The sequence below is a fragment of the Kribbella sandramycini genome, assembly GCF_013131805.1.
Lineage (GTDB): Bacteria > Actinomycetota > Actinomycetes > Propionibacteriales > Kribbellaceae > Kribbella > Kribbella sandramycini.
In genome coordinates, this window is the sequence record NZ_JABJRC010000009.1 from 280466 (window position 1) to 307277 (window position 26812).

The 26812-nt window shown below is 68.9% G+C and carries 24 protein-coding genes; 13 read left to right on the top strand and 11 right to left on the bottom strand.

Features of this window, described 5'->3' with window-relative positions; translation table 11 throughout:
- Positions 1–20: 20 nt before the first annotated feature.
- Positions 21–1277, top strand: coding sequence for a hypothetical protein (locus tag HPO96_RS31360; RefSeq protein ID WP_171677998.1), 1257 nt, complete (start codon positions 21–23; stop codon positions 1275–1277).
- Here HPO96_RS31360 and HPO96_RS31365 read toward each other — a convergent pair.
- Both HPO96_RS31365 and HPO96_RS31370 read right to left on the bottom strand, forming a co-directional pair.
- Positions 1263–1460: an acyl-CoA carboxylase subunit epsilon gene (locus HPO96_RS31365; RefSeq protein WP_202886632.1), complete on the bottom strand. Its 198-nt coding sequence runs from the start codon at positions 1458–1460 to the stop codon at positions 1263–1265. The two genes, HPO96_RS31360 and HPO96_RS31365, sit on opposite strands and share 15 nt — an antisense overlap.
- A gap of 14 nt (positions 1461–1474) precedes the next feature.
- On the bottom strand, positions 1475–3052 hold the full coding sequence (locus tag HPO96_RS31370) for an acyl-CoA carboxylase subunit beta (protein WP_171678000.1): 1578 nt from the start codon (positions 3050–3052) through the stop codon (positions 1475–1477).
- A gap of 78 nt (positions 3053–3130) precedes the next feature.
- Between HPO96_RS31370 and HPO96_RS31375 the strand changes: the two genes are divergently transcribed.
- Positions 3131–3553 carry a hypothetical protein gene (locus tag HPO96_RS31375; protein ID WP_171678001.1) on the top strand — a complete coding sequence of 141 codons (423 nt, stop codon included), beginning with the start codon at positions 3131–3133 and terminating at the stop codon, positions 3551–3553.
- A gap of 1 nt (position 3554) precedes the next feature.
- Complete coding sequence (locus HPO96_RS31380) at positions 3555–4565, top strand: hypothetical protein (protein ID WP_171678002.1); 1011 nt, start codon at positions 3555–3557, stop codon at positions 4563–4565.
- Positions 4566–4568: 3 nt separating this feature from the next.
- Here HPO96_RS31380 and HPO96_RS31385 read toward each other — a convergent pair whose 3' ends face one another.
- On the bottom strand, positions 4569–5048 hold the full coding sequence (locus tag HPO96_RS31385) for an SCP2 sterol-binding domain-containing protein (protein ID WP_171678003.1): 480 nt from the start codon (positions 5046–5048) through the stop codon (positions 4569–4571).
- Between the two features lie 72 nt (positions 5049–5120).
- On the opposite strand from HPO96_RS31385, the gene HPO96_RS31390 reads away from it, so the two are divergent.
- The 3 genes from HPO96_RS31390 to HPO96_RS31400 all read left to right on the top strand — a co-directional run bounded on the left by HPO96_RS31390 (position 5121) and on the right by HPO96_RS31400 (position 9299).
- Positions 5121–5747, top strand: coding sequence for a TetR family transcriptional regulator (locus HPO96_RS31390; protein ID WP_171678004.1), 627 nt, complete (start codon positions 5121–5123; stop codon positions 5745–5747).
- A gap of 100 nt (positions 5748–5847) precedes the next feature.
- Entirely contained in the window at positions 5848–8475 is a 2628-nt protein-coding gene (locus HPO96_RS31395) for a phosphoenolpyruvate carboxylase (RefSeq protein ID WP_171678005.1), read from the top strand.
- Positions 8475–9299 carry a biotin--[acetyl-CoA-carboxylase] ligase gene (locus HPO96_RS31400; protein WP_171678006.1) on the top strand — a complete coding sequence of 275 codons (825 nt, stop codon included), beginning with the start codon at positions 8475–8477 and terminating at the stop codon, positions 9297–9299. The genes HPO96_RS31395 and HPO96_RS31400 overlap by 1 nt, the downstream gene beginning before the upstream one ends.
- Here the strand turns inward: HPO96_RS31400 and HPO96_RS31405 are convergent.
- From HPO96_RS31405 to HPO96_RS31410, 3 genes are read right to left on the bottom strand one after another with little or no spacing between them, the layout of a single operon-like run.
- Positions 9275–9763 (bottom strand): hypothetical protein, encoded by a 489-nt coding sequence (locus HPO96_RS31405; protein WP_171678007.1) that lies wholly within the window; start codon positions 9761–9763, stop codon positions 9275–9277. The genes HPO96_RS31400 and HPO96_RS31405 overlap by 25 nt on opposite strands.
- 30 nt (positions 9764–9793) lie before the next feature.
- Entirely contained in the window at positions 9794–9901 is a 108-nt protein-coding gene (locus HPO96_RS39935; RefSeq protein ID WP_420323406.1) for an MFS transporter small subunit, read from the bottom strand.
- Positions 9898–11292: an OFA family MFS transporter gene (locus HPO96_RS31410; RefSeq protein ID WP_171678008.1), complete on the bottom strand. Its 1395-nt coding sequence runs from the start codon at positions 11290–11292 to the stop codon at positions 9898–9900. Before HPO96_RS31410 ends, HPO96_RS39935 begins: the two co-directional genes overlap by 4 nt.
- A 159-nt stretch (positions 11293–11451) precedes the next feature.
- Between HPO96_RS31410 and HPO96_RS31415 the strand changes: the two genes are divergently transcribed.
- Positions 11452–12039, top strand: a complete 588-nt coding sequence (locus HPO96_RS31415) for a PH domain-containing protein (RefSeq protein ID WP_171678009.1) — start codon at positions 11452–11454, stop codon at positions 12037–12039.
- Positions 12040–12238: 199 nt separating this feature from the next.
- Here the strand turns inward: HPO96_RS31415 and HPO96_RS31420 are convergent, their stop codons facing one another.
- Positions 12239–12784: a GtrA family protein gene (locus HPO96_RS31420; protein ID WP_171678010.1), complete on the bottom strand. Its 546-nt coding sequence runs from the start codon at positions 12782–12784 to the stop codon at positions 12239–12241.
- 142 nt (positions 12785–12926) lie between these two features.
- On the opposite strand from HPO96_RS31420, the gene HPO96_RS31425 reads away from it, so the two are divergent.
- From HPO96_RS31425 to HPO96_RS31435, 3 genes are all read left to right on the top strand, one after another.
- A complete protein-coding gene (locus HPO96_RS31425) occupies positions 12927–14099 on the top strand; it encodes a 5-(carboxyamino)imidazole ribonucleotide synthase (protein ID WP_171678011.1) in 1173 nt (390 codons plus the stop codon).
- A gap of 28 nt (positions 14100–14127) precedes the next feature.
- Complete coding sequence (gene purE, locus HPO96_RS31430; RefSeq protein WP_171678148.1) at positions 14128–14613, top strand: 5-(carboxyamino)imidazole ribonucleotide mutase; 486 nt, start codon at positions 14128–14130, stop codon at positions 14611–14613.
- Positions 14614–14688: 75 nt separating this feature from the next.
- The gene (locus HPO96_RS31435) at positions 14689–15906 is read left to right on the top strand and encodes an MFS transporter (RefSeq protein ID WP_171678012.1); all 1218 of its coding nucleotides are present in this window, start codon (positions 14689–14691) and stop codon (positions 15904–15906) included.
- Here HPO96_RS31435 and HPO96_RS31440 read toward each other — a convergent pair.
- Positions 15903–17240, bottom strand: a complete 1338-nt coding sequence (locus HPO96_RS31440) for a UDP-glucose dehydrogenase family protein (protein ID WP_171678013.1) — start codon at positions 17238–17240, stop codon at positions 15903–15905. The two genes, HPO96_RS31435 and HPO96_RS31440, sit on opposite strands and share 4 nt — an antisense overlap.
- A gap of 134 nt (positions 17241–17374) precedes the next feature.
- Between HPO96_RS31440 and HPO96_RS31445 the strand changes: the two genes are divergently transcribed.
- The 3 genes from HPO96_RS31445 (at position 17375) to HPO96_RS31455 (ending at position 20981) form a co-directional block, all read left to right on the top strand.
- On the top strand, positions 17375–18538 hold the full coding sequence (locus tag HPO96_RS31445) for an acyl-CoA dehydrogenase family protein (RefSeq protein WP_171678014.1): 1164 nt from the start codon (positions 17375–17377) through the stop codon (positions 18536–18538).
- Between the two features lie 910 nt (positions 18539–19448).
- Positions 19449–19907: a hypothetical protein gene (locus tag HPO96_RS31450; protein WP_171678015.1), complete on the top strand. Its 459-nt coding sequence runs from the start codon at positions 19449–19451 to the stop codon at positions 19905–19907.
- A 432-nt stretch (positions 19908–20339) separates the two neighbouring features.
- Positions 20340–20981: a BTAD domain-containing putative transcriptional regulator gene (locus HPO96_RS31455; RefSeq protein WP_171678016.1), complete on the top strand. Its 642-nt coding sequence runs from the start codon at positions 20340–20342 to the stop codon at positions 20979–20981.
- Positions 20982–21006: 25 nt separating this feature from the next.
- Here HPO96_RS31455 and HPO96_RS31460 read toward each other — a convergent pair whose 3' ends face one another.
- From HPO96_RS31460 to HPO96_RS31470, 3 genes are all read right to left on the bottom strand, one after another.
- On the bottom strand, positions 21007–21786 hold the full coding sequence (locus HPO96_RS31460; protein ID WP_171678017.1) for a CPBP family intramembrane glutamic endopeptidase: 780 nt from the start codon (positions 21784–21786) through the stop codon (positions 21007–21009).
- Between the two features lie 66 nt (positions 21787–21852).
- Positions 21853–22986, bottom strand: coding sequence for a phosphotransferase (locus tag HPO96_RS31465; protein WP_171678018.1), 1134 nt, complete (start codon positions 22984–22986; stop codon positions 21853–21855).
- A gap of 195 nt (positions 22987–23181) precedes the next feature.
- Positions 23182–26751 carry a glycoside hydrolase domain-containing protein gene (locus tag HPO96_RS31470; protein ID WP_171678019.1) on the bottom strand — a complete coding sequence of 1190 codons (3570 nt, stop codon included), beginning with the start codon at positions 26749–26751 and terminating at the stop codon, positions 23182–23184.
- Positions 26752–26812: the final 61 nt, after the last annotated feature.

Sequence of the window (26812 nt, forward strand, 5' to 3'; positions counted from 1 at the left end):
CAGCCTGCTGAGGAGTCGCAATGGTCTCAGGTCCTTTCGATACCGGTCCGTCGAAGCCGCGTGGGCCGTTCGCGCGCTTCTACACGTTGCCGCTGGCGCACGAGCGCGTCTGGGAGCTGCTGCGGCACATGCAGGTGTCGATGCGCATCGTCGGCACCGACCTCGGCGCCGGGCATCCGAATCGGACGATGATGCAGCAGCCACGCGTCGACCTGCATCGCAGCGGCGTCCTGACGGTCGCGCCGGGCAGCCTGGCCACCCCGCTGTACGGCGAGCAGGAGCACCGCACGCTGAAGGAGCTGGTCGCACCGAACGCGGCGCAGCGGGTCGGCCGGCGGTTGCGTGGCCCGGACGTACCGTCCGCGGACCAGCGGGACGCACGGCGAGGCGCGTTGGTCGGGTCGTTGCGAGCCGTCGCCGACCTGGCCGAGTCGGCCGCGTACGACAACCCGTTCCGTCCGAAGCACGGCGTCCTGAGCGCTAAGCACGGCTGGACCCGGGACCGGCAGCTCGCCTACTCCGGCATGCGCACGACGCTGAAGTCGATGGAGGAGACCATCGCCGAGTCAGCGGCCGGAGTGCAACCGCAGTACGGCGGACTTCAGGAGGCGGTCGCAGGCGCCTGGACCGCCGCGCACTACGACAAGGTGCTGGCCGATCTGGAGAGCCGCGGCCACCTCCCGCCCGGCTCGACGCAGGACTACGCACTCGGCTGGGAGGCGGCAGATCCCCAGCAGCGCCGGCAGATTCTGGCTCAGGTGCACCGCAACGCTCCGGCCGGCTACGCGTTCGCCGAGGCTATCGCCGAGCGCACTGGGATGTCGGCCGAGCAGGCGCTGCACCGGATGAACAACGCGCCCCTGCAGTGGACGCCGGATGTCGCTGCCGGGCTGCTGATGAGCGGTTCGCCGCAGATGCGCGAACTCGCCGAGCAGGACCCTTCGGAGTACGCCGTCGCCGAGGGCGAGGTTGCCGAACTCGTCCGCGGTGAATTCGAGAACCTGAGCCACGTCAAGAACACCGGTCTGACCAAGATCGGCGGCGTCGATCCGGTTGCGCAGTCGGCCAACGGCGGACGCCGGACGGCGACCGCGGCGCTCGAGTTGATTGCCCAGCAGGAACAGGGCCTTGAGCAACCGGTCAAATCAGCCGATGTCGCGTTCGATCCGCGCTTCGGTATCGCACCGCCGGTCGGCGGTATCGCACCGGCCGCCCCGCCGGCCGTGACTGCCAAGACGACCAGCCAGACCCGCGACCCAGGTTTAGGGGTGGGCTGAGGCCCGCCACTGGCCGGGGCCGGCGTGGAAGGGCTGGCGGGCGTTTCGCCAGTACGTCGCCCAGTTGCTCGCGCGTTCGGTCTCGACGGGCTCAGGTGAAGCCGCGGGCCGCGCGGCGAGGACGGCGACCAGGGCGGCGAGCTCCTCGGGGGTGGGGTCGCCCTTGGTGATCTGGAGGTTCATGGCGGGGGCTCCCATCAGAGCGGAATGTTGCCGTGCTTCTTGGGCGGCAGGGTGTCGCGTTTGGTGCGCAGGAGGCGGAGGCCGCGGACGATCTCGGCGCGGGTCCGGCTCGGCTTGATGACGGTGTCGACGTAGCCGCGTTCGGCGGCGATGTACGGGTTGGCGAGGTGGTCCTCGTACTCGGTGATCAGCTGCTGGCGGCGGGCCTCGGGGTCTTCGGCGCCGGCCAGTTCGCGGCGGTAGAGGATGTTGACCGCGCCCTGGGCGCCCATCACGGCGATCTGGGCGGTCGGCCAGGCGATGTTGATATCGGCGCCGAGGTGTTTGGAGCCCATCACGTCGTACGCGCCGCCGTAGGCCTTGCGGGTGATGACGGTGATCATCGGGACGGTCGCCTCGGCGTACGCGTAGATCAGTTTGGCGCCGCGGCGGATGATGCCGTTCCACTCCTGGTCGGTGCCGGGCAGGAAGCCGGGGACGTCGACGAAGGTGAGGATCGGCAGGTTGAACGCGTCGCAGGTGCGGACGAACCGGGCCGCCTTCTCGGAGGCGTCGATGTCGAGGGTGCCGGCGAACTGCAGTGGCTGGTTCGCGACGACGCCGACCGGGCGGCCCTCGACGCGGCCGAAGCCGACGATCATGTTCGGCGCGAACAGCGACTGCACCTCGAGGAAGTCGCCGTCGTCGACGACGGCCTCGATCACGGTGTGCATGTCGTACGGCTGGTTCGGCGAGTCCGGGATCAGGGTGTCCAGCGCCAGATCGGTCTCCGACGGCTCGAGGTCGGCCGGGGCGTCGTACACCGGCGGGTCCTCGAGGTTGTTCTGCGGGAGATGCGCGACCAGGGCCTTCACCCACTCGATCGCGTCCTCCTCGTCACTGCCGAGGTAGTGCGCGTTCCCGGATTTCGTGTTGTGCGTCCGGGCGCCGCCGAGCTCCTCCTGGGTGACGTCCTCACCGGTGACGGTCTTGATCACGTCCGGCCCGGTGATGAACATGTACGACGACTCGTCGACCATCACGGTGAAGTCGGTGACCGCGGGGGAGTAGACCGCGCCGCCCGCGCACGGGCCCATGATCAGCGAGATCTGCGGGATCACCCCCGACGCCCGGACGTTGCGGCGGAAGATCTCGCCGTACAGCCCGAGGCTGACCACGCCCTCCTGGATCCGGGCGCCGCCGGAGTCGTTGATCCCGATCAGCGGGCAGCCGATCTTCATCGCCAGGTCCATCACCTTGACGATCTTCTCGCCGAAGACCTCGCCGAGGCTGCCGCCGAAGACGGTGAAGTCCTGGGCGAACACGCACACCTGGCGGCCGTCGATCGTCCCGTAGCCGGTCACCACGCCGTCGCCGTACGGGCGGTTGGCGTCCAGCCCGAAACTCGTCGACCGATGCCGGGCGAACTCGTCGAGCTCGGCGAACGACCCCTCGTCGAGCAGCAGCGCGATCCGCTCGCGGGCCGTCTTCTTCCCGCGCGCGTGCTGCTTCTCCACCGCGCGCTCGGACCCGGCGTGCGCGGCGTCGTCCAGCCGCTGCTCCAGATCCGCGAGCTTGCCGGCGGTGGTGTGGATGTTCACCGTCTCTCCCATGCCAGCACCCTACGCGTCAGTAGACCCTGCTGCCTGTGACCTCGGCCGCAACGACCCCTCGCGTGCGATGATCCGCGCATGCAGTACGCCGACTTCGACGCGGAGAACCGCCGGATCACCGGCGCCTACGGCCGGGAGACCGCCGACCCCGAGGCCCTCCAGGCCGCCGCCGACCGGCTCCGCGCCCAGTCCGCGGCCATCGCGAGCGACGCGGACCGGGCCAAGGCGTTCCGGCACCTGACGCTCCTCGACGAGTTCATCGAGAGCATCCGGACGCCGGCGCCCAGCAGCCAGGTCGTCTGGGCGGCCAACGACGCGATGATCCGCGGCCTGAGCACGACGGGTACGCCGGCCGAGCAGCGCGCGCGAGCGAGCGCGGCCATCGAGGAGATCGGCCGGATCGCCGCCGCCGCGCCCACCGGCGCTGAGCGGGACGCCGCGCTGGAGATGAACGGAGCGCTCGCCGAGTTCATCCGCGTCCTCGACGGCGAAACGCGCTGAGATGAACGTCGGACGGACGCCGGACAGCGAGATCCCGGACGTCGGCAACGGGCTCTGGGAGCGGATTCGGGACGCCGTCCAGGCCGAGTCCGGCGCGGAGACGTCACTGTGGAACGGTCAGCTCGACTACACCAACAACGCCAACCGCGGTGAGACCTGGGAAGACGGCCGGATGTGCCTCAACCGTGCGGACGTCGTCGAGCCGTTGCAGGAGATGTACGCGACGGCCGGACAGCCGGCCACTCCGGAACAGTGGATCAAGCGCCGGAACGCGCTGAAGACCGTCATCCACGAGTACAGCCACGTCACGGCGCCCGACGGGCACACGCACGCCGATCGCGAGGCGCAGCTGAGGAGGGGCTTGGCGCGCCCGATCGAAGAGGGCGTCACCGAGGCGTGGAGCCAGGACGTCGTCGATCGGGTCGCCGTCCGGGTGCTCCCGGCGGAGATGGCCGAGCAGATCAAGGCGGTCCGGGATGTGCGCGGCCCGCACGCCTACCCGGCCTGGGAGCCGGCGGCGCGGTCGCTCGCCGGCCGGGTCGGCGCCGACGTCGGCCTCGACGGCACCGAGGTCCTGCGCCGGATGTCCGCGGAAACCCTGGAAGGCAAGGCGCGCGTGGTCGCGGACCTGCTGTACGACGCCTCCGACCTCCCGAACGTCGTGCCGCCGTCCGAGGAGCAGACCGTTCGCGAGGAGATCTCCGACTGGATCCAGGGGAAATTCGCCGAGCTGGACGCCCTGTACTGGGACCCGCGAGCGAATCGGGACGCGATCTCGAAGCAGCGCGGTCTGGAGATCGCGGCCGGCGCGTCGGACGTCGTCCGCGACGCCGAAAAGTTCTACCGCACCTGGCACCACCCCACCCAGGAGCTGGACAAACTTCGTGGTGTCCTCGAAGGCCAGGCGCCGGCTGCTGGAGCGCCGCGGGTACCGCAAGGTGAAGCGGCCCAGGGACGGCGGACGGCGCAGCCCGTGGAACAGATCGCGACCCGCGGTACACCTGCGCGCTGACGCCTACGGAGTTGGGCCGACGGCGAAGAGTTTGGTGAGGCGGGCGGCCAGGGCCAGGTCGCCGCGGACGGAGAGGTGCTGTTTGAGGACGGCGAGGATCGGGTCCTCGTTACCGGTGACGATTCGCAGCAGCGTGGCCGGGTCGGTGCGGATCGAGATGTCCGGTTTGAGCGGGTGCACTGCGAGAACGGTGCAGCGGCCGCCGGAGATGTGCAGCCAGTACTCGTCGACGGATCGCCCGTCCGCGCCCGCCCCCGTGATCAGCCAGGCGACGACGGCGTCGAATCCGGCCGCGCGGGCGGGCCGGAGATACTCCGGCATCCGGCGAAAGATCTCGCGCAACGCGATCTCTCGCACTCCCCCGATGAGTCGATGCCGAAGCTCTCGCTCCGATGTCCGGTCGACCAGCCGGGCCAGCTCACTCGCGTCCAGGGACGTCAGCCGGTCCGATTCGAGCCAGACTGCGTTCCCACGTTCGGTCATCGAGCCCACCACCCCCGCGCGGCAGTTCCTACCAGACCGTAGGAATTTCCTATGATCTGATAGCTTTGTCAAGTGGTGGAGGGGTCCGACAAACGCCGCCGAGCGGCGCACCTGGGCCCGGAGCGCCGGCGGCCGATGCTGCTGGACGCCGCCCTTCAGGTGTTCTCCGCCAAGGGCTACGCCGGGACGACGATGCAGTCCGTCGCCGATGCGGCCGGGGTGACCAAACCCGTCGTCTACGACTCGTTCGCCAACCGCGACGAGCTGCTGCTGGCGCTGCTCGCCCGCGAGGAGCAGCACCTGGTGGTCTCGATCGTCGCCGCGCTGCCGGCCGACCCGACCGTCGGCACCCCCGAGGAGCATGTGCTCGAGGGCCTGACGGCGTTCCTGACCACCGCCGCGCAGAACCCGCAGTCCTGGCGGATCGTCTTCGGCGCGCAGTACGGCGCCGCCCCGGTGGTCGCCGAGCGGGTGCTGGCCGCCCGGGCCTTCCTGGTCGAAGGCCTGCGCCTCACGCTGCTCAAGTCCCTCCCCGGCGTCACCGACCCCGGCGCCAACCTCCCGGTGCTGGCCGAGCTGCTCGCGTCGATGACGGAGTCCTGCGCGCGGATGCTCGTCGTCGACGGCACCGACCGGACGCCGGCCGAGCTGGCCACGGTGGTCTCGCAGGTCGTCGGCGGCGGTTTCGGCAATGTCTGAGTGACGTACCGTGAAGTAGCGTGAAAAACGGTCACGATCGGCATCCACTTGGCGGACTTCGAGGGGTGCAGGTGGGGTGCGCCCGCTAGGGTGGGCGAACGTGACCGAGACCGGTAGTGAGACCCGTACCCGCGCGCGGTTCGAGGTGCCCGAGGAGTTGCGCGCCGACGTTCGTCTGCTCGGCGAGATCCTCGGGAAGGTGCTGGTCGAGTACGCCGGTCAGCCGCTGCTCGACGATGTCGAGAAACTGCGTGAGCTGACCATCGCCGGGGACGGCGAAGGCGCCGAGCAGCTCGTGGCGTCATGGCCGGGGGACCGGGCCGAGGATGTCGCCCGCGCGTTCGCCTGCTATTTCCACCTCACCAACCTGAGTGAGGAGCTGCACCGTGCCCGGGTGCTCCGCGAGCGCGACCGGGTCGGCAACGCCCCCGTCACCTCGGAGCTGGCCCAGGCGGTCGAGCAGATCGCCCGCGACAGCGGCGAGCAGCAGGCCCGCGCGCTGCTGAACGGGCTGGAGTTCCGCCCGGTTCTGACCGCGCATCCGACCGAGGCTCGCCGCCGCGCCGTCCTGGCGACGATCCGGCGTATCTCGGCGCTGTTGGAGGAGCGGCACGACCCGCGCGCCGGTGACAGCGAGCTGTCCGAGAACCAGCGCCGTCTGGTCGAGCAGGTCGACATCCTCTGGCGGACGGCGCAGCTGCGGGAGAACCGGCCCTCCCCGCTGGATGAGGTTCGCTCCGCGATGGCCGTCTTCCAGGAGACTCTCTTCGACGTCGTCGGCAACGTGTACCGCCGGCTGGACGACGCGCTGGCCGGTGACGGCGCCGGTCTGCGCCAGCCGGTCGTGGCGCCGTTCGTCCGGCTCGGCTCCTGGATCGGTGGTGACCGCGACGGCAACCCGAACGTCACCGCCGCCATCACCCGGGAGGCGATGCAGATCCAAGCCGATCACGTCCTGCGGGCGCTGGAGCGGGCCACTGACACGCTGGGCCACACCCTGACGCTGGACGCGGCGACCACGCCGCCGTCCGCGCCGGTCCGCCGCATCCTCGAGGACGCCCGGGCAGTGAACCCGGAGTTGATCGCGGACATCGAGACCAGGTCGCCGTCCGAGCCGCACCGGCAGTTGCTGCTGCTCGCCGCACGCCGTCTGGCCGCGACGCGCTCCCGGGACGCCGACTTCGGCTACCCGCGGGCCGCTGACTTCCTGCACGAGCTCAAAGTGCTGCAGGACTCGCTGGTCACCGCAGGCGCGCCCCGGCAGGCGTACGGCGATCTCCAGCAGCTCATCTGGCAGGTGAACTCGTTCGGCTTCCACCTGGCCGAGCTGGAGGTTCGTCAGCACTCCTCGGTGCACACCAAGGCTCTGGAGGAGGTGCTCGGCGGCGGTGAGCTGTCCGAGCAGACCGAAGAGGTTCTGGCCACGCTGCGTGTGATCGGGCAGATCCAGCAGCGCTTCGGCCCGGAGGCCTGCCGTCGGTACGTCGTCTCCTTCACCCGGAACGCGGGTGACCTCGCTGCGGTCTACGAGCTCGCCGATGCGGCGCTCGACGGCCGTCCGATCGAGCTGGACGTCGTACCGCTGTTCGAAACCGGCGAGGACCTGCAGAACTCGGTCGACGTGCTCGACAACGCCATCCAGCTGACCCGGGTCCGGCACCGGCTCACCGCGAACGACCGCCGGTTCGAGGTCATGCTCGGCTATTCGGACTCCGCCAAGGACGTCGGCCCAGTGTCGGCGACGCTGGCGCTGTACGACGCGCAGGCGCGGATCACCGCGTGGGCGCAGCGGAACGCGATTCGGCTGACCCTGTTCCACGGCCGCGGCGGCGCGCTCGGCCGCGGTGGCGGCCCGGCGAACCGCGCAGTGCTCGCCCAGGCGCCTGGCTCGGTGGCCGGTCGTTTCAAGCTCACTGAGCAGGGTGAGGCCATTCCGGCCCGCTACGGCAACGCACCGATCGCGCAGCGGCACATCGAGCAGGTGACGGCGGCGACGCTGCTCGCCTCCACTCCGGCGATCGAGGAGCGCGCGGCCATCGCTGCGGAGCGCTTTGCGGTGATGGAGAAGACGCTCGACGAGGCCGCGCGGACGGCGTACCACCGGCTCGTGAAGGCCGAGGGCTTCGCGGAGTGGTTCGGCCGGGTGACTCCGCTGGAGGAGCTCGGTCAGCTGCCGCTCGGGTCCCGCCCGGCCCGCCGTGGCGTCGCAGTGTCCTCCCTGGAGGACCTGCGGGCGATCCCGTGGGTCTTCGCCTGGTCGCAGGCACGCGTCAATGCCCCGGGCTGGTACGGGCTCGGCTCCGCCCTCGCAGCGGTCGGCGATGTCGCCGTACTGCGGGATGCGAACCAGAACTGGCCGCTCTTCCAGGTGATGCTGGAGAACGCCGAAATGTCGCTGGCGAAGACGGACCGGCGCATCCTCGGCCGCTACCTGGAGCTGGGCGACCGGGCCGACCTGACCCAGCTGATGCTCGACGAGCACGCACTGACGACGGAGTGGGTGCTCAAAGTCCTCGACCAGGAGCGTCTGCTCGCTGGGCGCCGCGTTCTGGGCCGTGCTGTCGAGCTGCGCAACCCGTACGTCGACGCCCTCAGTTACCTGCAGTTGCGGGCCCTGCGTACGCTGCGTACTGATGACACCCTCACTGAGAAGCAGATCGTGCGCACCCGGCGGTTGCTGTTGCTGACCGTTTCGGGCGTTGCTGCGGGTCTGCAGAACACCGGCTGATGTTCGGCGACCTGGAGCGGCCGCCACTCGACGCACGCTTTCTGAGTGGGCGGCTGGTGCGTCCCGGCTCGCTGTGGACGCAGATCGACGTAGTGGCTGACACTCCGTCGACGAACGCAGACGTGGCGAAGGCTGCGGCTGATGGCGCGGCTGAGGGCTTGGTGGTGTTCGCCGAGCACCAGTCCTCTGGTCGTGGTCGGCTCGGGCGCACCTGGACGACGCCGCCGCGGTCAGCGCTGTTGATGTCGGCTCTGCTGCGCCCGACGGCAGTCGACCCGGCGCGGTGGCCGTGGCTGGGCTTGCTGGTGCCGCTGGCGGTCGCTGCGGCCGTCCGGCAGGTGGCTCAGCTGCCGGCGCAGGTGAAGTGGCCGAACGACGTACTGGTTGAAGACCGCAAGCTGGCGGGCATTCTGCTGGAGCGGATCGAGGGGCCGGCCGCTGTGGTCGGCATTGGTCTCAACGTGTCACTGCGGCCGGACGAGAAGCCACACCCCGCGGCGACGTCCTTGGTGCTGGAGGCTGCGGCGACTGTCGACCGAGCGACGGTTGCGGCCGCCGTACTGCGTGAGCTCGGCTCGCGCTACCAGTCCTGGGTGGATGCGGGTGGTGACCCAGGTGTGCTGCTCCCGGAGTACAGGGAGCTTTCGGCCACGCTGGGCCGGGAGATCCGGGTGGAGCTGCCGGATGGCACGTTCCTGACCGGTACAGCGCGCGATCTGGCCGCCGATGGCCGCCTGATCGTCGACACCCCCGACGGCGAGCGTTCACTCGCCGCCGGCGACGTCACCCACCTCAGGGCTCAGCCGAACAGCGCCGCCGAGTAGCCCAGAACGAACATCAGCGCTGAGGTGATGACGGCTCCTTTCGCCGACAGCTTCCGCGCGATCAGCATCGCCAGGAAGATGGCGCCGATCGCGCAGAACCAGCTGAACGCGAACTGATTCATCGTCGCGCGCGCGGCCGGATCGAAGTCCGCCGCCGGCCCCAGCGGCAGTAGCAGGACGCCGCTGAGGCACCACAGGATCAGACCGAGCCCGAGGACCCGCCGGATGACCGGGTGGATTCGACCGCCGAACACCAGCAGCAGGATTCCGAGCGGCGCGGGGAGGAGGCCCCAGAAGAACCCGATATGGCGGGCGACCGTCTCGCTGTTGCCGAGCAGCGGCGCCACCGCGCCGGCGATGGACGGTCCGCCCTGGAGCGCGGCCACGAAGCAGAGGACCATACCGATCAGGCCCAGACAGCCGACGCGGCCGACGCTCTTCCCGAGATTCTCGTAGGCAGTCACGCCGCCCAGTTTCCCGAACTGCGGGGGCAACTAGTTCGTGAACAGTTTGGCCGCGGTGATCAGGGTTTGGATGATGCCGTAGCCGAGCAGGACGGCGACGAGCAGCCAGGAGATCACCAGGCGTGGGGTCTGGTTCATCGGGTCGCCTCCGCGGTCGAGGTGGACTTCTCGTGGAACTTGGCCGCGACCGGGCGGATCAGCAGGTTCGCGACGAAGCCGAGCGCGAGGACGCCGACCATCGTGAACAGCGCCGGCCGGTAGGCCTCGGCGGTCAGCGTGCCCGGCTTGCCCTCGCGGTCCAGGAAGCCGTTGATGATCAGCGGGCCGACGACACCGGCCACCGACCAGGCGGTGAGCAGCCGGCCATGGATCGCGCCGACCTGGTAGGTGCCGAACAGATCCCGCAGGTACGCCGGGACGGTGGCGAAACCGCCGCCGTAGAAAGACAGGATGACCGCCGCGAGCAGCACGAAGATCGCGGTGCTGTTGTGGCCGACCGTGGCCAGCAGGAAGTAGGCGATGATCCCGACGCCGAGGTAGACGGCGTAGATCGGCTTGCGGCCGATCACGTCGGACGTCGACGACCAGACGAACCGGCCGGCCATGTTGAAGATCGACAGGACGCCGACGAACCCGGCGGCCGCCGCCACCGCGACCGTCGACTTGCCGTCGCCGCCGCGGAAGAAGTCCTGGATCATCGGGCTGGCCTGCTCGAGGATGCCGATCCCGGCGGTGACGTTACAGAGCAGCACGACCCACAGGCACCAGAACTGCGGTGTCTTGATCGCGTTCGCGGCGGAGACGTTCGAGGTGGTGACGAGCGCCTTCTGCTTGACCGTCGACGGGTCGAACCCGGCCGGCTTCCAGCCCTCGGCGGGGACGCGGATGTTGAAGACGCCGAACATCATGATCACGAAGTAGCCGAGGCCGAGCGTGACGAACAGCCCGACCAGGGCGCCGCCGCTGGCGACCGAGCTGCTGACGTTCGGGTCGTACGCGGCGTCGTACGTCCCGAGTAGTTGCCGCGACAGCGGACTGGCGACCAGCGCGCCGCCACCGAAGCCCATGATGGCCAGGCCGGTGGCCAGGCCCGGGCGGTCCGGGAACCACTTGATCAGGGTGGAGACGGGGGAGATGTAGCCGATCCCGAGCCCGATGCCGCCGATCACGCCGTACCCGAGGTAGAGCAGCCAGAGCTGGCCGGTGCCGATACCCAGGGCGCCGACCAGGAAGCCGGTGGCCCAGAAGCAGGCCGAGACGAACATCGCCTTCCGCGGGCCGCTGCGCTCGACCCAGGTGCCGCCGATCGCGGCGGACAGGCCGAGCATCACGATCGCGATGCTGAAGACGACTCCGACGGAGGTCAGGCTGGTGTCGAAATGCTTCACCAGCGACGTCTTGTAGACGCTGGTCGCATAAGCCTGGCCGATACACAGGTGCACGGCGAGCGCGGCCGGCGGGATCAGCCACCGGCTGTACCCCTCCGGTGCGACCGTGTGCTCCCGGTCGAGTACCGACAAGATGCCCATCACGGCTCCTCTTCGCTCTGCGTTTGTCAGATCAAACGCATGATCCCTCGCGCATCCTCGCCGACCTGTATGCATTTTGTGAAGAGTTGTACCACTTGCTTTGCCCGATCGTGTCGGGGCGACGGGACAACCGCCCCCGGCAACTGTGACACTGGGGCCATGGCGATCTCGGCGAAACTGTTGGGCGAGGACGAGTACGTCGTCGTCAGCACCCGCACGCACTGGAAGGCGCTGATCTTCCCGGTCTTCGTGCTGTTGCTGGTGGCCGGCGGCGGCGGTTTCCTGGCGGCGATCATTCCCGCCGGCGACCTGCAGACCCCGGGCCGGATCGCGATCCTGGCCGTCGGCGTCGTCATCCTCCTGACGTTCGCGGCCAAGCCCTTCCTGAACTGGTTCTTCTCCACCTACACGCTGACCAACCGCCGCCTGATCACCCGCCACGGCATCCTCACCCGCACCGGCCGCGACATCCCCCTGATGCGCATCAACGACGTCTCCTACGAGCACCACCTGATGGACCGCATCCTCGGCTGCGGCACCCTGCACATCGAATCAGCCGGCGAACGCGGCCAGGTCGTCCTCCCCGACGTCCCCCACGTGGAACACGTCCACCTCCAGATGTCCGACCTCCTCTTCGGCGGCCCCGAAGGCCGCCCCGGCGACGGCATCCTCGACGACGAAACCCCACCCGCCCACCCCCGCCGCAACCCCCCAGAAGAAGGCGAAACCCTCTTCACCTCCAACTGACCCCGGTCAGTTGGCGAGTTAACCTGACCGCAGCCAGGTGATCGGCTCAGGAACTACACCAGCAGTTTGCTGAAGGCGGCCGGGAAGTATGTCCGGCGGCCGCGAACTGCAGGTGGGGTTGAGAGCCTGCGAGCTGGTGGTGAGGTGGCTCGTGCGCCGGTTGGCTGGGGGCGGCCGGGGTCGGCGAGCGGGCGTGCGGTTAGCGGACGGCGGGGAGGTCGCCGGTGTCTGGGTCGAGGGATTTGGGTGGGGTGTGTTCGGCTTCGTCGAGGAGGATTTCTTCGCGGAAGACGAAGCGGCGGTAGGACCAGAAGCGGAAGAGGGTGCCCAGGCCGAGGCCGACGAAGTTGGCGGCTATGTTGTCGGAGAGCCAGCTGTGCAGGTCCAGGACGTAGCGGGAGAAGGCCAGGCAGCCCCAGGCGATGATCAGGCCGATGCCGTTGAGGACGAAGAACAGGACGTACTCACGGTGCAGGCCGGAGCGCTCGCGGTGGCGCCACGTCCAGTAGCGGTTGCCGAAGTACGTCGCCAGGGTCGCGACCGTGGTCGAGATCAGCTTGGCGGTCAGCGGCTTGTGGTGCAGCATGCCTTCGCCGGAGTCGGCCAGGACGAGCGGGTTGTTGAAGACGAGCCAGTTGTAGATCGGCAGGTCGACGACCAGACCGAGCAGACCGACCAGACCGAATTTGGCCACTTCGTGCACCAGGTGCTCGACCTGGCGGTACAGCTTGGTGAAGAGCTTCAACGGTCTCCGGCACTTTCTGTGATCACGCCGCAACAAACAGAGGAACTACCACGGTACCTGCCGACCGGTCCCGTCCCGAAATCGCCAGCGTGCCCCGGTAGCCGCCGTAAGCCTGATGCGATAAGGCAATTAGGCTCCGTTCGTGAAGTTTTCCCGAGATGACTTGCCGGTCGGTACGCCGGTCGTCGGCATGGTCGGCGGCGGGCAGCTGGCCCGGATGACCCAGGAGACCGCGATCGCGCTGGGTGTTCAGCTCCGCGTGCTCGCCGAAGGGCCGACGGTTTCCGCAGCCCAGGCGGTCGCCGACGCCCCCGTCGGCGACTACCGCGACCCGGACACGGTCCGCGGGTTCGCCGCCGAGTGCGACGTCGTCACGTTCGACCACGAGCACGTCCCGACCGACCTGCTGCGCGCGCTCGAAGCCGAGAACGTAAAGGTTTTCCCCGGCCCCGACGCGCTCGTCCACGCCCAGGACAAAGCGGTCATGCGCAGCCGCCTGGACAGCTTCGACGCGCCCTCGCCGGCCCACCAGGTGGTCGCGTCCCCGGCCGACGTCGCGGATTTCGCCAAGCGCGTCGGCGGCTTCCCGATCATCCTGAAAACCACCCGCGGCGGGTACGACGGCAAGGGCGTCTGGTTCATCGACGGCCCGGACGACGCCGATATCGCGGTCGCGTTCGGTAGCGGCGTACCGATCCTGGCCGAGGAGAAGGTGGACTTCGTCCGCGAGTTGTCCGCGATCGTGGCCCGCTCACCGCACGGTCAGGCGGTCGCCTACCCGATCGTCGAGTCGGTGCAGGAGAACGGTATCTGCGTCGAGGTCACCGCCCCCGCGCCCGGCCTCGCGCCGGAGCGCGCCGCCCAGGCCCAGCAGACGGCGCTCCGGATCGCCGGTGAGCTCGGCGTCGTCGGCGTCCTCGCGGTCGAGATGTTCGAGGCCCGCGACGGCCGCCTGCTCGTCAACGAGCTCGCGATGCGCCCGCACAACACCGGCCACTGGTCGATCGACGGCGCCGTCACCTCGCAGTTCGAGAACCACCTGCGCGCCGTCCTCGATCTGCCGCTCGGCTCCCCGGCCGCCCGCGCGCCGTACACCGTGATGGTGAACGTGCTCGGCGGCGACGTCGAGGACATGCACCGCGGCCTGCTGCACTGCCTGGCCCGCGACCCGGGCCTCAAGGTCCACTTCTACGGGAAGTCGGTCAAGCCGGGCCGCAAGGTCGGCCACGTGACGGCGTACGGCGACGATCTCGAACAGACCCGGGAGCGCGCCCGGCACGCGGCCGCGTACCTGACCGGCACGATCGACGAGTAGAAGGACGGCAGCTGTGATCGGCATTGTGATGGGCTCGGATTCGGACTGGCCGACGATGAAGGCGGCGGCCGAGGTGTGCGCCGATTTCGACGTGCCCTTTGAGGCAGATGTGATCTCGGCGCACCGGATGCCGACCGAGATGATCGACTACGGACGGTCAGCGCACGAGCGGGGACTCAAGGTGCTGATCGCCGGCGCCGGCGGGGCCGCGCACCTGCCCGGGATGCTCGCGTCGGTGACGCCGCTGCCGGTGATCGGCGTCCCGGTGCCGCTCAAGTACCTGGACGGGATGGACTCGCTGCTCTCGATCGTGCAGATGCCCGCGGGGATCCCGGTGGCCACGGTCTCGATCGGCAACGCGAAGAACGCGGGCCTGCTCGCGGTCCGGATCCTGGCCGCGAGTGACGACAAGCTGCGGGACCGGGTGCTCGCGTTCCAGGAGTCGCTGGCCGAGCTGGCCCGGGCCAAGGGCGCTACCGTGCGTGACGGCGCGACAGACCTCCGTAAATCGTGACCTCCGGCCGGTTTTTCACGGCCCTCCCGGGGTAGTCGTCAGATCCCACCCAATTGTCGTCTAAGGTCGTCGATCGTGACTCCGCCCGCTGATTCGGATACGCAGCGCATCCCGGTCCGGTACTGGATCTGGCTGTTCGGCGCTGCCGTGTCGCTGCTCGGCGACCTGACGATCACGTTCGCGATCGGCTGGTCCGCGAGTAAGCACGGCGGCAGCGTGGCGGGTCTGATTCTGCTGCTCGCGGCGGCCCCGCGGGCCGCGCTGCTGCTGATCGGCGGCGCGATCGGCGACCGGTTCGGCGCACCCCGGGTCCTGCTGGCCAGCTGTACGGCGATGTTCGTCGTCACCGCGGCGCTCGTCCCGGCCACCCTGGCCGCGGGTGAGCCGGTCTGGCTGCTGGTCTGCCTGGCGCTGGTCGTCGGCGTCATCGATGCGTTCTTCCTGCCGTCGTCCCGCTCGATGCCGCGGCTGCTCGTCCCGCCGCAGCAGGTGCCGCGGGCGCTGGCCAGCTTCCAGGTCGTCGGCGTCGTCTTCGCCGTCACCGGTACGGCGGTCGGCGGCGTGCTCGTCACCTGGGCCGGGCTGACCGCGGCCGCGGGTTTCGACGCGATCACCTTCGGGATCATGATCATCGTCCTGATCCTGCTGCGGAAGACGGTCGCGCCGCCCGGGCAGATGGTCACCGGCATCCTGCGGTCGATCGGCGACGGCGTGCAGATGGCCTTCGGCCGGCCGCTGACCCGCGCGCTGCTGATCACGATGACCGTCGCGGCCGGGCTGTTGATGCCGCTCGACGCGTTGCTCTTCCCACTGCTGGCCCGCTCCCACGGCTGGAACGCGGCGACGGCCGGTCTGCTGGTCGCGAGCCGCAGCCTCGGCGTCGGCATCATCGCGCTGCGCATCCTGCTGCGCGGCGCCTTCCCGCGGCCCGGCATCTTCGCGGCCGTCGGGCTGATCGTCGCCGCGGCCGGCCTCTTCGGCCTATCGGTCTTCGAACCGCTCCCGCTCGCCTTCGCGGCCGGCGTCCTGAGCGGCATCGGCGTCGGGACGTTCACCGGTCACGTGCTGCCGCTGCTGATGAACTCGGTCGAGCGCGAGTACCAGTCCCGGCTGCAGTCGGTCGTCGTCCTCTGCCAGAACCTCGCGCTCGTGGTGATGAACCCGGTCCTCGGCGCGCTCGCCGATCTGGACGCCGTCGGTATCACCGGCGTCTGCCTCGGCATCTCCGTGGTCGCGGCGCTGGCCGGGGCGGTCGTGCTGACCCGCCCCGTCCTGCGCAACGCAACTGTTTAGGGCTTGCCCGGGGCCCGGTAGGTCCAGCCCGCGGCGCGCCACTTGGTGGCGTCCAGGAGCAGGCGGGCGTCGATGACGACCGGGTTCTCGACGCTGCCGCGCAGCGCCGCCGGGTCGAGCTCGCGGAACTCGGGCCACTCGGTCAGGTGCAGGACGGCGTGCGCCCCGGCGATCGCCTCGGCCGCGCTGGCGGCGTACTGCAGTGTCGGGCGGACCCGGCGCGCGTTCTCCATCGCCTCGGGGTCGTAGACGGTCACCGTCGCGCCGTGCAGCGAGATCCGGCCGGCAACGTCGAGCGCGGGCGAGTCGCGGACGTCGTCCGTCCCGGCCTTGAACGCGGCGCCGAGGACGGCGACGTTCTTGCCGACCCACTGGCCGCCGAGCAGCTCGTGGGTCAGGTCGACCAGGCCGGCGCGGCGGCGCTGGTTGATGTCGTCGACCTCGCGGAGCAGTGTGATGACCTCTTCGACGCCGAGCTCACCGGCGCGGTGCATGAACGCGCGCAGGTCCTTCGGCAGGCAGCCGCCGCCGTACCCGGGGCCGGCGTACAGCATGCCGCGGCCGATCCGCTTGTCGTGGCCGAGCGCGTCGGCCAGTTGGGTGACGTCGGCGCCGGTCGCGTCGGCCATCTCGGCGAGCGCGTTGATGAACGAGATCTTGGTGGCCAGGAACGCGTTCGCGCCGCCCTTGACCAGCTCGGCGGTCGGCAGGTTGCAGACGACGACCGGCGTCCCCTCGGCGATCGGCGTCGCGAACACCTCGCGCAGCCGCGCCTCGGCAACCTCCGACTGGACGCCGAAGACCAGGCGATCCGGGTGCAGGGTGTCGTCGACGCCGTGCGCCTCGCGGAGGAACTCGGGCTGCCAGGCGATCTCGACGCCGGCCCCGGCCGGGGATTCGGCGTGGAACCGGGCCTCGACGACCTTCGACGTCCCGACCGGGACGGTCGAGCGGCCGACCACCAGCACCGGGCGGGTGAGCAGCGGCGCGAGCATCGAGACCACCGAGTTCACCTGGGTCAGGTCGGCGGCGTCGCTGCCATCGACCTGCGGGGTGCCGACGCAGATGAAGTGCACGTCGGCCCAGTCGGCGATCTCGCGGTAGTCCTTGGTGAACCGCAGCCGGCCGGACTCCACGTGCTTCTTCAGCAGCGGGTCCAGACCCGGTTCGTACAGCGGGGCCTTGCCGTCGTTCAGCAGCTTCAGCCGGTGCTCGTCGATCTCGACCCCGATCACGTCGAAACCGAACTCGGCCATCCCGGCCGCGGTGTTCGCGCCGAGGTAATTGGTGCCGATGACGGCGATCCGCAGCGGGCGGGAGGTCGCTTCACTCATGCCGGGGACTCTACCGACCGCGGTTATCGGCCGGTGACCGGCTCATGGCCAACCGGGTTCCGGACCGTGCGGACTTCGTCACTTTCGGCGTCCGGGAACTCCCCGCGGCCGGGCGGACGCCGTACTGTGAACTCGTGAGTAACTCATTCGACCTGTACGCGCTGTCCGAGGAGCACGACGCCATCCGGGCCGCGGTCCGCGACGTCTGCGACGCCAAGGTCGCGCCGAACGCCGGTGATGTCGACGAGCTGGCCGAGTTCCCGAAGGCGTCGTACGACGCGCTGAAGGCCTCGGACTTCCACGCGCCGCACATCCCCGAGCAGTACGGCGGCGCCGGGGCGGACGCACTCGCCACCGTGATCGTGATCGAGGAGGTCGCCCGCGCCTGCGCGTCGTCCTCGCTGATCCCCGCGGTGAACAAACTCGGCTCGCTGCCGCTGCTGCTGTCCGGCTCCGAGGAGGTCAAGCAGGCCTACCTGCCGCCGGTGGCGGCCGGTGACGCGATGTTCTCCTACTGCCTGTCCGAGCCCGAGGCCGGCTCGGACGCCGCCTCGATGAAGACCCGCGCGGTCGCGGACGGCGACGGCTACGTGCTGAACGGCGTCAAGCGCTGGATCACCAACGCCGGCGAGAGCGAGTACTACACGGTCTTCGCGGTCACCGAACCCGACGCGCGCTCCCGCGGGATCTCCGCCTTCGTCGTCGAGAAATCCGACGCCGGCGTCTCCTTCGGCGCCCCGGAGAAGAAACTCGGCATCAAGGGCTCCCCGACCCGCGAGGTCTACTTCGACAACGTCCGGATCCCGGCGTCCCGCCTGATCGGCGACCCCGGCACCGGCTTCGCCACCGCGATGGCCACCCTCGACCACACCCGCGTCACCATCGCCGCCCAGGCCCTCGGCATCGCCCAGGGCGCCCTCGACTACGCCCTCGGCTACGTCCAGGAGCGCAAACAGTTCGGCAAGGCCATCGCCGAGTTCCAGGGCCTCCAGTTCATGCTCGCCGACATGGGCATGAAACTCGAAGCCGCCCGCCAACTCACCTACGCCGCCGCCGCCCGCTCCGAACGCAACGACCCCAACCTCACCTACTTCGGCGCCGCCGCCAAGTGCTTCGCCTCCGACACCGCCATGGCCATCACCACCGACGCCGTCCAACTCCTCGGCGGCTACGGCTACACCCACGACTACCCCGTCGAACGCATGATGCGCGACGCCAAAATCACCCAAATCTACGAAGGCACCAACCAAGTCCAACGCATCGTCATGGCCCGCCAACTCCTCAAGGGCCTCGCCTGAAGGACACCGCCTCCGGCGGCGACTGCCCCTTCCAGCACCTCCGGCGCGCACGCGACCAAGCCACACCCACCTCCCAGCCGCGCGAACACCCGCCAAGACGCAGGTAAGCACGACGATTCCTGCTCGGTTGCCCGCGGGCTGAACTCCTGCCGGTGCGGATCCGCCGGGCCGGGACCGAGGCCGGCGAACAGCTTGTTGAGGTACTCGGGCGGGATTGTGAGCGTCGCCGACTTGAAGGCGACCGGGAACCATAAATCGACTGGCATCCAGCCCTGCTCAGGATCACGCCGAAGCTCAAGCTCAGCTCGGGTTTCGACTGCTCATGCAACTGGTCCTCAAGCAGCTCCCGGGACTCCTGGTGGCTGCATCCCCTCGACGCCGACCGGCCACCCACCGAGACGTCACCGGCATGAGGACCGCTCACGCCAGTCACAACATCCACCGGGGACTGTCCTCAGCTGTCGGCGAGCTGGCCCACCTCAGTGAGTGGTTGGCGTTCGACAACGCCGAACAAGCAGCCATCCAGCGGATGCCGGGGCCTCGTTGGCAGGGCGACCGCGGCATCGCAAGCGCTGTTCTCCGGGGCTGAGAACCAGCTCGCGGCCGCCAGTCTCGGCGATGACGAACCCCGGGCCGGAGGTTGAAGCAGCATCGCTGATGAAACCGGCCGCATGGTCGGTTCTGCGGAGGCTCGCGAGTTCATGACATCGCTGGCGGCGCCTCTTCGACGCCACCTTCTCGTCCTGACTCCAAGATCCCTACAAAGGGCTCACGTCGAACCATTGCAACTTTATGCCACCACGCTTGGGACAGAGGTTCCCATCATTACGCTGTGAGTAGTGACAACTGCAAACAGTAGCCCCTTTTGTATTGGGGAACGATGGGGCACCACTTCTGGAGGAAACCGCAAATGCGCAAAATTATGGCGCTAGTCGCCTCGCTCGCCGCAATGACAATGACACTGACCGGCCAGGCGTGGGCCGCCCAAGCGTCAGGGCCAAGCGCTCACGGGAACGCGGTGATGGCGCCGGCCGGCGCCGAGCTGTCCAGGGACATCTATCTCTCGACCGGGGCACCGGTGGGGTCGACGGCAAGCTGGTCCCGGTCAATCTATCTGGCAGCGGGCAACTATCGCTGGCAGCTGGACTTGACCGGCCTGGGCAGCCCGCTTGAACGGGAGATCTACCTGGCCGCGGGGACGTACGAGTGGGTGGTGACGGTCCGGCGCATCTTCACCCATACCGACTCGAAGTACGTGGTGGAAAGCACCCTCAAGCAGGCTTGCTGTGGTCCGGCATCGCTAAGCACGCGCCTGTATACCCCGGTCAGCGGCAACTACCACATCGGCTCCTTGCTGATTCCGTCCTGACCAAGCGGCGGCAGCCGAGCCTGGCGTTGTCCTGCAATGAGCCACAGCACCGCGGCGCTGTGGCTCAGCAGACTTCACTGAACATGCCGGCGTCCGGCTGCAGCTGAAGAGAGCCGACCGAGACTGTCGACACGCCACCAATAGCCTCTCGGACCCCGGTGGAAGGTTGCGCAACCTTCGATTTTGCGACACCAGGAGCCGCCGCCTACATCGGTCGGGCCCCGCATTTGGCCCTCAACGACGAAATGCGCGAGAAGAAGGCGCTCCAAACCGAGCCCTATTCGCTGCCCGATAAACTCATGCCCCCAGCGCAGTCCAATGGTGCAGGCGTCCCGGCTCCGTCGCTGCGCCGTGGGGTGTTGCCAAAGGCTGGTGATTGCCGAGTAACAACGAGAAAGAGATCGCAGGTCAGGGGGCAGATCGGCCGCGCTTATGAGGTTTGCGGTGCGCTCCGCCGCCGGTCAGCGAGCTGATGCGCTCGCCATCTATCAGTCGTTGCGCCGCCGGCTGACGGAGGAACTCGGAGTCGAACCTGGCACCGAGATCCGTGCTGCCCATCGCACGATTGTCGACGGTCCGAGCACATCGCGCCTGGCAACGGAACCGGCCGAACGGCCGGCACAGCCGGAGGGCGACGGCGTCACCCATATCGCGAGGCTGGTGGTCGGCAGCGACGACATCGGTACGGGCGGTCAGGTCCGGAGCTCGATGTACATCGACTACTCGATCCAGGCCCGTTGGGCCGACGCCGGCCTGTCGATCCGGGAGCTGGCCGCGGCCGGCGTCGGGCCGGTGGAACTGAATGTGGCGATCGAGTACCGGCAGGAGCTGGTCCTCGGCAACGAGGTCGTGATCGTGACGCGGTTCGAGTACCCATCGCCGAAGATTGTGCGGCTGGTGCAGACCATCGTCAGACGGTCCGACGGGGTCGTGGCCGGGGTCGTCACCAGCGTGACCGGCCTGCTGGACCTCGCCTCGCGACGCCTGGTCGACGACGCCGCCGGATGCTGGGCGAGCTTCCTGCGCGATCCAGCCGTCGTCGGCCTCAGCACACCGTCGACGCCGAAGGCCTAGCCCACCAGCGCATCGTCGTCAGATCTCAGAGGGATTGGGGGAGGAGGTTCAAGGCCAGGGCGATGAGGCCGGCGGTGGTGGAGATGAGGGTCGAGCCGACGTGCATGGCGATGGAGAGGCGGATGTCGTGCTTCTTCCAGACGAGCCAGGGGCCGGGGAGGAAGAAGACGAGTTTGGAGAAGAAGGTCCAGGGGGCCCAGAAGTGGTAGAGGGCGAAGAGGACGGTGTTGAGGATCGGGGCGGTTGCGCCGAGGTGGGCCAGGCGGGGGAGCAGGAAACCCCGGAAGTAGAGCTCTTCGATCAGGGGGAGGGAGATGCCGGTGAGGGGGAGGCAGATCGCCAGGGTGGTGAGGATCGCGGTGCGGCTGTGGCCGTCGAGGTAGGTGGTGGCGCTGCCGCCGGCTTCGGCGTACGGGAGCCAGGTGAAGAACTGCTCGAAGACGAAGTTGTCGAGCGGGATGAGCGCGAGCGAGACGATCATCATCCAGAGGAACAAGGGGATGGCGAGTGCGGCCAACTTTGCCTTGGGCAACGGTTTGTCGGTGTAGTGGAGGACGCCGCGGAGTGTGAGCCGGCCGTTGCGGCGGTGGCCCAGCCAGTACAGGGCGGCGAGCAGTGGGTAGAGGATCAGGCAGAGGGCGATTGCCCAGCCGAGGAAGACCGGGGCGCCGAGCGCCAGGGCGAGGGGTTCGCCGGCGAGCAGGTAGGCCGCGACGATGAGGACGCCGGGGACCAGATGGAGCGCGACGGACAGGGGCAGCGAGTGACGATCGGCCAGCAGGCGTTCGGTGAGTGCTTGTCTCATGGCGACGACAATCCCCGCGGCGCCTGACACGGGACTGACACGCACCTGACAGGCGGGCTCGCCAGTTCACCGGTTCAAGGCTGTGGTGACGCGGGCGGCCAGTTGGTTGGCGTGATCGATACTCGAAGGCTGTAGCCAGCCTTCGTGGAGAGTGGGGGCGCCGCCGTTGTTGACGGTCATCTGGAAGTCGAGGCAGGCCAGCCAGAGCGCGCGGAGGTTGAGGACGGCGGGGAGTCTGGTGAGTTCCTCGTCGGTAAGTTCGACGTGTCGGGTGTAGCCGTCGAGGACGGCGGTGAGGTTGTCGGGGGCGGCTTCGGCGGTGGTTCGCAGCAGCCAGGCGAGGGCGGGGAGGCGGGGGCCGCGGCCGACCCCGGCCCAGCCGGTGATGCTGAGCGAGCCGGGGGCGCCTACTGCGGACCAGAGGTGGTAGTTGCTGTGGGTGAGGGCTTCGGGGAGGCCCTCGGCGTCGTCGGCGGTCTCTACCTGGTCTCGCAGCCAGTCGAACTTCTCGCGGGCGGCCTCGGGAACCTTGGGTTCGACGGCAGCCAGGAAGCTCATGGCGGCGGCGAGGTCTTGGCTGGGGCGGCCGACGTAGAAGCCGCCGTCGGTTTCTTCGGCGCCGCCGGGGCGGGCTACTGCGCCGGCTCCAGCCGGGAGGGCGTGCAGGCGGCCTAGTAGGTCGCCCAGCTCTTGGGCGACGGTGGCGGATTCGCTGCGGCCGTGCTCGTCGGAGGGGCGGCCGCCTTCGATGAACTGGGTGATGATGACGCCGCTGCCGTTGAACGTCGAGACAGGGTGCTCGTGGGCGAGCCGTTCGGCGGGGTAGTCGTGCGCGGCCAGGAAGCGGAGGATCTCGGCGTCCCCTTCGACCCGGGCCGTCTGGTCGGCAGGTGACGAGAACACCCGCGCGATCCACGCGGAGCCGTCGGCCGGCCGGACGTAGAGCGTCGACGGGTAGTGGCCGGGCCAGGAGCCGCGGGGGCGAGTGGCCGGGTCGTCGTCGATCGGGGCCAGCGATGCGATCTTGACGCCGTACCGCGTTTCGAGATGCGCCTTGAGATCCGGGGGTGCGACGGGCCGCGTCCGCGCGAAGGGGGAGCGGTTGATCTGCTCCACATCGGCGAGCGCCTGCGTGTAGCGCTGCCCGGTCTCGCGAGCGCGCTGACGGACGGCGCGTTTGAAACTGCCCTGCTTGGTCATACAAGCCTCCTCGACATGTCCCCGCTCCCCAGCAGCGCGACACTCGATACAGGCCTGGACACTCACAGCTGGCCTTGAGGGCAGTTTCCCCTTCGCCGTCTCGAAGAACTCGCTGGGGGAGGCCTTCAGAGGCTGGGCGTCGGCCGACGCCCAGCCCCCATCCTGCTCAGCATCCTCCGAGAATGTCAACAGACCTCAGTACTTGACGGAGCCGCCCCAGTCGTCACGCTGCAGCCCGCCGGCGTCCCATTTCCAGTGGCTCAGGGTGTTGGTGGCGGACTGGGCGAAAACGTGCTGTTCGTTGTTGTAGACGGACGCCGCTGGGTCGGAATGCGCTTGGCCACCCCAGTTGGCGAAGTTGACCGTGTTGGTGGGCTGATCCCACCACCAGTGATACAAAGTGTTGTCGGCGCCGCGCGCGACGACATGCTGCTGCGAGCCGTAGCGGTAGCCGGCAGGCGTCCCTTGGAAAGCCGCGGGCGCGCCCGCCCACTTGTCGGTGTGCAGCCCGTCGCTGGGATCGGCCCACCAGTGGAAGAGCTGGCCGTCGGCTGCTCTGGCAAAGGCGTGGATCTGGGCGTCGTACACAAAGGTGGTCGGGTCGGAATGGGCCTCGCCACCCCAGGCCTCCACCTGCGGACGAGGATCATCGGCTCGCCGCCACCAGTGGTACAGGCGGTTGTCGGTGCCGCGGGCAACCACGTGGAGTTCGTCGCGGGACGTGAATGCGGAGGGCTTGCCGATGATCGCGACGGGGGCTTTCGGCCAGTCGCTGACCCGGTTGCCCTGCCAATGCGTGAGTCCGCCGTCGGCGGAGCGTGCGAAGACCTGCAGCTCATTGCCCCAGACAACCGGCGTCGGGTCCGAGTACGCCGAACCGCCGAGGTCGGCCGATTGGACCGCGGGATCGCCCTCCGTCCACGACCAGCTCTGCAAGGTGGCGGCGGCGCTCCGGGCGAAGACGTGCTGCTGGTTGCCAAGGGCAACCCCAGCCGGCTTGCCCTGGACCGGGCCGTTGGCCCAGACGTCCCGCTCGATCCCGATCCCCGGCGTCCACCACCAGTGCTGAAGGTTGCCGGTGGCGGACGGCGCGAACAGGTGGTTCTGGTGCTTCCATGCGAACGCGGGTGATCCGGCCGGCTCCTCCGGGCCGACGGCCGAGCCGGCGCCGTACACCTCCAGCTCGTCCATGAAGGTGACGGTCGCCTGGTCGGTGCCGCGCTTCTTGAACGACACCCGGACCCACCGCGCCTGGACGGCGGGGAACGCGAGGTCGTACCAGATCTTCGACTGCCCCTCCGGGCGATCGCCCGAAACCGTCTTGCGCGCGGTGAAGTTCGTACCGTCGGTGCTCGTCAGCACGGTGACCTCGTCCGGCCGGTAGTGCTGGTACTCCTCGTACGCGTGCACCTTGACCTCGGCGACCCGTTGCGCCGAGCCCAGATCGATACTCATGTCGGTGTACCGATCGGAGCCCTTGAACGCCTTCCAGCCCACCGATCGGTTGTCCGACCAGGCATCGCCGAGCTGGCCGTCGGTGAGCTGGCGCTGGGTCTCGTCCGGATGGCTGTCCGGCGCCGGGTTGAGCTGGTACGCCTTACCGGCCGCCAGATTCGGCAGCGCCGGCGAATACCCCGAGACGCTGATCGAGTTGAGCTGGTAGCCCGGGCTCCCGCTGGTCACCTCGATCCGTACGTACCGCGCTTTGCCGACGAACCCGGCGAAGTCGTCCCCGCCGTTACCGCTCGACGTCACGTGGGCGTCGACCCAGCTCGTCCCGTCGTACGACGTCCGTACCTTGTAGCTCTGGGCGGCGGCCGTGGCCCAAGCGAGATGGACGCCGTCCGTTCGGCTCTGCTGCCCGAGGTCGACCTGCAGCCACTGCGTGCCGGAGCTGCTCGCCGGGCGCCAGCCGCTGGCGGCATTACCGTCGACTGCCTTGTCCGCGCCGAATCCGTCCGCGGCCGGGGAGCTTGCCGCCGGCTTGCCGCGGGCGTGGTCCTCGGCGATCACGGGGAGCCCGGCGGCGGCGTCCAGCGCCATCCGGCGGATGCGCTGCTGGTAGCTGACGTCCATGGCGTAGGTGTCACCGGCTTGGGCCATCGACGTGGCGAGATCCTTGGCCAGGCCCGGGTTTCGCTTGCCCAGCAGGTTGAGGACCTCCCAGTCCTCGATCCCGTCCCGCAGCGATTCGTACCGCGGCGACGACTCGAAGGTGTAGTTCTCCGCGTCCGGCCGGACGATGTAGCCGTCGCCCTTACCCGGCTGGTCCTTCATCGAGTACTGCCAGTTCATCCAGGCCCAGTGCAGGTATCCGGTCACGTTGCGCGAGTACGCGTACCACATGGTCATTCGCTGGTGCCATTGCGGCTGGTCGACGAACCTGTTCAGGAAGTTGGCGGCCGGGCCGATGCAGTTGTAGAGCCACAACTCCTTGCCGGCGGCCCGCTGTGCGTCGAACGCAGCCCGGTTCTCGTCGTACAGGTTCAGGATCGGGATCACGATGTCGGCCTTCTTGGCCTGCTCCAGCCCCATCTCACCGATCAGCGCGTCACCGAGTTTGACCTCCGGCCAGCGGCTGCGGATCCGCTGTTCGAGCGGATACCACGCCGCGCCACCGGCGCTGTGCCCGGCCTCGTCGCCGATGTGGTGCCACCACAGGCTCTCCCAGCCCTTCGCCCGCAGGTGGTCCCGCAGCGCCGGGAAGAACTGGTCGATCCATTTGCCGGCCTGCGGGGAGTCCCAGTCGATCCAGCTGAACGAGGCTTGCCCGGTCGCGGCGTCGGGTTTGCCGAGCACCTCGGTCAGCCATTTGCCGTTCGGCCGGTTCGGGTCGTACCACGGCGACCCCGAGGTGTGCGGCCCGGACATCGTGAAGCCCTCGAGCCGCTTGACGTGCCCGGCGGCCATGATCCGCTCGACCACCTGGTCGAAGCGCGTCCAGTTGAAGTGGTAGTTGCCGTTGGCATCGACACCGCTACCGCCTTCGCGGAGCAGATGAATGACCGGCAGCTGCAGACTGTTGCCCCGGTACCGCTTGTGCATCTGCGCGAAGTTGTCGATCACCTGCCACCAGCGCTCGTCGTACCGCTTGACCTTGAAGGTCAGCTCACCCGTGTCGCCGGCCATGTGGTCCCAGGACGCCGGCCCGAGCATGTTGTGCCACAAGGCATTCGTGAACTGGCTGTCCTTGGTCGGCGGAATCACCACGTTCCGCACGTTCACCGACACCGGAACCTGCAGGCTCCCGACGCTCGTCCGAATGGTCGCCGTCCCGGTGTAAACACCTGCTGCCGCCTCGGCCGGCACGTACGCGCGAACCCAGATGGACTGCGTACTGTTCGCCGCGACCGCCATCGACTTGTCGTTCCGCAACCGATCCGGGAACAGCCCAGGCCCGTTCCGGACCACCGGCGTCACCTCACGCCAGCCCTCGGTCGAATTCTTCTCGAGATACTCGTAGTCGACGAAGTTGTAACTCAGATTGCTCGCCGCGATACTCCCCGCCGCGCCCGACAGCGCACTGAACTCGACCCCCTCGACCGTGAACCCCTGCCCCCGCCGCAGCACGATCTGCGCGCCCTCGTAGTCATGCCGCGCCGTATCGAGCGCCACCTCCTGCCCAGCCTCGTCCGACGGCCCGCTGTCCCGGAACACAGAGGTATAGGCAGACTCGGTCCAGACCGACATTCCGCCGCTCGACGGCCGCACCGCCTCAGCAGCCGGCTGCGGTGGGCCGACAGCGACAACCAGCGAAATCGTCAACAGCAGAGCAAGAAACATCCAGGGCCGGCGAGGCACGTTACCTCCAGTGGTCGGGCGACCA

What these genes read in the sequence shown, in the direction of transcription:
- HPO96_RS31440 (WP_171678013.1), bottom strand. Translation starts at nt 17,240, where the DNA reads ATGAGTGAAGCGACCTCCCGCCCGCTGCGGATCGCCGTCATCGGCACC.
- HPO96_RS31400 (WP_171678006.1), top strand. Translation starts at nt 8,475, where the DNA reads ATGTTCGGCGACCTGGAGCGGCCGCCACTCGACGCACGCTTTCTGAGT.
- HPO96_RS31380 (WP_171678002.1), top strand. Translation starts at nt 3,555, where the DNA reads ATGAACGTCGGACGGACGCCGGACAGCGAGATCCCGGACGTCGGCAAC.
- HPO96_RS39935 (WP_420323406.1), bottom strand. Translation starts at nt 9,901, where the DNA reads ATGAACCAGACCCCACGCCTGGTGATCTCCTGGCTGCTCGTCGCCGTC.
- HPO96_RS31465 (WP_171678018.1), bottom strand. Translation starts at nt 22,986, where the DNA reads ATGACCAAGCAGGGCAGTTTCAAACGCGCCGTCCGTCAGCGCGCTCGC.
- HPO96_RS31410 (WP_171678008.1), bottom strand. Translation starts at nt 11,292, where the DNA reads ATGGGCATCTTGTCGGTACTCGACCGGGAGCACACGGTCGCACCGGAG.
- HPO96_RS31460 (WP_171678017.1), bottom strand. Translation starts at nt 21,786, where the DNA reads ATGAGACAAGCACTCACCGAACGCCTGCTGGCCGATCGTCACTCGCTG.
- purE (WP_171678148.1), top strand. Translation starts at nt 14,128, where the DNA reads ATGGGCTCGGATTCGGACTGGCCGACGATGAAGGCGGCGGCCGAGGTG.
- HPO96_RS31360 (WP_171677998.1), top strand. Translation starts at nt 21, where the DNA reads ATGGTCTCAGGTCCTTTCGATACCGGTCCGTCGAAGCCGCGTGGGCCG.
- HPO96_RS31455 (WP_171678016.1), top strand. Translation starts at nt 20,340, where the DNA reads ATGAGGTTTGCGGTGCGCTCCGCCGCCGGTCAGCGAGCTGATGCGCTC.
- HPO96_RS31385 (WP_171678003.1), bottom strand. Translation starts at nt 5,048, where the DNA reads ATGACCGAACGTGGGAACGCAGTCTGGCTCGAATCGGACCGGCTGACG.
- HPO96_RS31450 (WP_171678015.1), top strand. Translation starts at nt 19,449, where the DNA reads ATGCGCAAAATTATGGCGCTAGTCGCCTCGCTCGCCGCAATGACAATG.
- HPO96_RS31365 (WP_202886632.1), bottom strand. Translation starts at nt 1,460, where the DNA reads ATGAACCTCCAGATCACCAAGGGCGACCCCACCCCCGAGGAGCTCGCC.
- HPO96_RS31375 (WP_171678001.1), top strand. Translation starts at nt 3,131, where the DNA reads ATGCAGTACGCCGACTTCGACGCGGAGAACCGCCGGATCACCGGCGCC.
- HPO96_RS31415 (WP_171678009.1), top strand. Translation starts at nt 11,452, where the DNA reads ATGGCGATCTCGGCGAAACTGTTGGGCGAGGACGAGTACGTCGTCGTC.
- HPO96_RS31370 (WP_171678000.1), bottom strand. Translation starts at nt 3,052, where the DNA reads ATGGGAGAGACGGTGAACATCCACACCACCGCCGGCAAGCTCGCGGAT.